Source organism: Faecalibacillus sp. MSK20_93, from assembly GCF_020589945.1.
Taxonomy (GTDB): domain Bacteria; phylum Bacillota_I; class Bacilli_A; order Erysipelotrichales; family Coprobacillaceae; genus Faecalibacillus; species Faecalibacillus intestinalis.
The window spans coordinates 1-2,874 of record NZ_JAJDKA010000109.1; the positions used below are offsets into that span (position 1 = coordinate 1).

A 2,874-nucleotide genomic window follows, 5' to 3' on the forward strand; every position below is an offset into this window, starting at 1 on the left:
CCTTTAAGCAATCATCCACACCATCTACAAGAACGGGGCGTCGATATTTTGGACAGAATACAACATGATATTTGCAGGAATAGGTCACATTATTATTCGATTTGTATTTTATGGGTATATTATACTACCAAAAGCTATCTGACGATATGATTTATCAATAAAATCTTAAAAAAAGTTGCCTTATATCTCCACAGCTGAAGTTGGGAACTTTACGAAAACATTTGGTAAAAGAGGTGAGTGAGCTTTCTTTTTTATTAAATAATAGTAGTAATTCTGTTCATTTTGTGGTAATAATTGTACTGTTGAAATAAAAGATTAAAAAATAAATATAGATTATGGGAGGATGCAATGGAAGATTTAAGACAACAAATAGAAAAAAGAAGAACATTTGCGATTATTTCCCATCCGGATGCTGGTAAAACAACTTTAACAGAAAAGTTCTTACTCTATGGAGGAGCTATCCAACAAGCAGGAACTGTTAAAGGAAAGAAAAATAGTAAGCATGCGACAAGTGACTGGATGGAAATTGAAAAACAAAGAGGGATTTCAGTTACCTCTTCAGTATTACAATTTAATTACCAAGGATATTGTATTAATATTCTTGATACTCCAGGGCATCAAGACTTCTCAGAAGATACATATCGTACTTTAATGGCAGCAGATTGTGCAGTCATGGTCATTGATGCGAGTAAAGGGGTCGAAGATCAAACACGTAAGTTATTTAAAGTATGTACAATGAGACATATTCCAATTTTCACTTTTATTAATAAGATGGATAGAGAAGCAAGAGATCCTTATGAATTAATGGAAGAAATTGAACAAGAATTAGGAATTGAAACTTGTCCTGTTAACTGGCCAATTGGTTCTGGAAAACGTTTTGCAGGGGTTTATGAAAGAAATGATCAAGAAGTCATTCGTTTTATTCCTGTAGATGGTGGAAAAAAAGAAGTTGAAACAGAAATTTTAAAAGCGGATGATCCAAAATTAAAAGAGTATGTGGAAGATGAACTTTATGATAAATTACAAGAAGATATTGAATTATTAGATATGGCAGGAAATGAATTTAGTTTAGAAGCTGTACGTGCTGGTAAGTTATCACCTGTATGTTTTGGATCGGCTCTTACTAACTTTGGGATTGAACCATTTTTAAAACATTTCTTAAATATGACAACCCCACCAACTCCTAGAATGGCAGATGGTGAAGTGATTGATCCTTATCAAGAAAATTTCTCAGCTTTTGTTTTCAAAATTCAAGCGAACATGAATGCTAGACATCGTGATAGAATGGCATTCTTTAGAATTTGTTCTGGTAAATTTGAAAAAGGGATGGAAGTTTATCATTATCAAGGTAAGAAAAAAATCAAATTAAATCAGTCAAAACAATTAATGGCAGATGAACGTAGTGAAGTAAATGAAGCTTATGCAGGAGATGTCATTGGTGTTTTTGATCCAGGTATTTTCTCTATTGGAGATACTATTACAACAGGTAAAAAGCATTTTGCTTTTGAAGGAATTCCAACATTTGCACCAGAACATTTTGCAATGATTCGTAATAAAGATACGATGAAAAGAAAACAATTTGTTAAAGGTGTTGAACAAATTGCAAAAGAAGGAGCAATCCAAATCTTTACTGAATTAGGTGGTGGTATGGAAGAAATTATTGTAGGAGTTGTTGGTGTTTTACAATTTGAAGTTTTAGAACATCGTTTAAAGAATGAATACAATGTTGAAATTCATAAATCTCCTCTACCTTATCAATATATAAGATGGGTCAAAGAAGGAACTGATTTAAAATCATTAAATCTTTCATCTGATACAAGAAAAGTTCAAGATTTAAAAGGGCAACCATTATTATTGTTCACTAATGATTGGGGCGTAAGATGGGCTCAAGATAAAAATAAAGGTTTAGAATTATTGGAATTTTCTAAGAACTAAAAGTAGAACTTTTAGTTCTTTTTTTATACAATTCGAATGAAAAAAGAATTGATGACTTCAGTCAGTTGAGCACATGAAATGTGCAAAATAGAAAATCACTTGCTATGAGGGTGGTGCAATAAGAAATAACGGCTAAAAAGGCAAATTCTTTAGCACATCGTCTTCACACCGAAGTATAGACGAAAAGTGATATATAATCAACTAAGGAAAGATATAGGAGAAATATTGAGAACACTCTGTCGATATAAGGGAGTAGAAATAATAGAAGGGCATTTGATGAGTGACCATGTACATATGTTAGTAATGATACCACCAAAGTTAAGTGTGTCATCATTCATGGGATACTTGAAGGGAAAATCAGCATTGATGATTTTTGATAGACATGCAAATTTGAAATATAAGTATGGAAATAGACATTTTTGGGTAGAAGGGTATTATGTGAGTACAGTAGGATTAAATGATTAAACGGTCGCAAAATATATAAGAGAACAAGAGCAACATGATATTGCAATGGATAAATTAAGTGTGAAAGAATATAAGAATCCGTTTGAAGAAAAAGGAATTCGAGAAGAAAATAGAAGCCGCAGGAAAAAGCAAAATAAAAATTCCCTTTGAGGGAAAGCGAGAGTCAAAAGCGATAGCTTGAACGAAGTGAAAGCAGCGCCTTTAGACGCGAGCAAGTAACAAAGGCTTATAGCCGCAGTGAAAACCACGCCGTTTTGAACCGCCCCTGTCAAGTAGACAGGTAAAATAATTAAAATTATGTATGCATTATTGACAAACCCCATTCCTACCAATTGACTGGTAGGAATATTTTTATGTGATTCATAATGTTCTTTCTTGTATCTTGATATCCTTTTATTTTCTGGTATTGGATATTGATTTGACTTTGGTATCCAGCATTAAAATATAGTGATAGTAAAAAAGCAGTAGGAATTC

Annotated in this window: 2 protein-coding genes and 1 pseudogene; 2 read left to right on the forward strand and 1 reads right to left on the reverse strand. The window is 32.7% G+C overall.

Translation table 11 applies throughout. The features are described from left to right. Positions 1 to 118 (reverse strand): transposase (locus tag LJD34_RS15680; protein ID WP_227360338.1); only part of this gene is annotated, 118 nt, incomplete at its 3' end. Positions 119 to 348: 230 nt separating this feature from the next. Here LJD34_RS15680 and LJD34_RS15685 point away from each other — a divergent pair. Together LJD34_RS15685 and tnpA are read left to right on the forward strand one after the other, a co-directional pair. After that, entirely contained in the window at positions 349 to 1,935 is a 1,587-nt protein-coding gene (locus tag LJD34_RS15685; protein ID WP_117347458.1) for a peptide chain release factor 3, read from the forward strand. Positions 1,936 to 2,091: 156 nt separating this feature from the next. Further along, positions 2,092 to 2,550: pseudogene (gene tnpA, locus LJD34_RS15690) on the forward strand (IS200/IS605 family transposase). Positions 2,551 to 2,874: the final 324 nt, after the last annotated feature.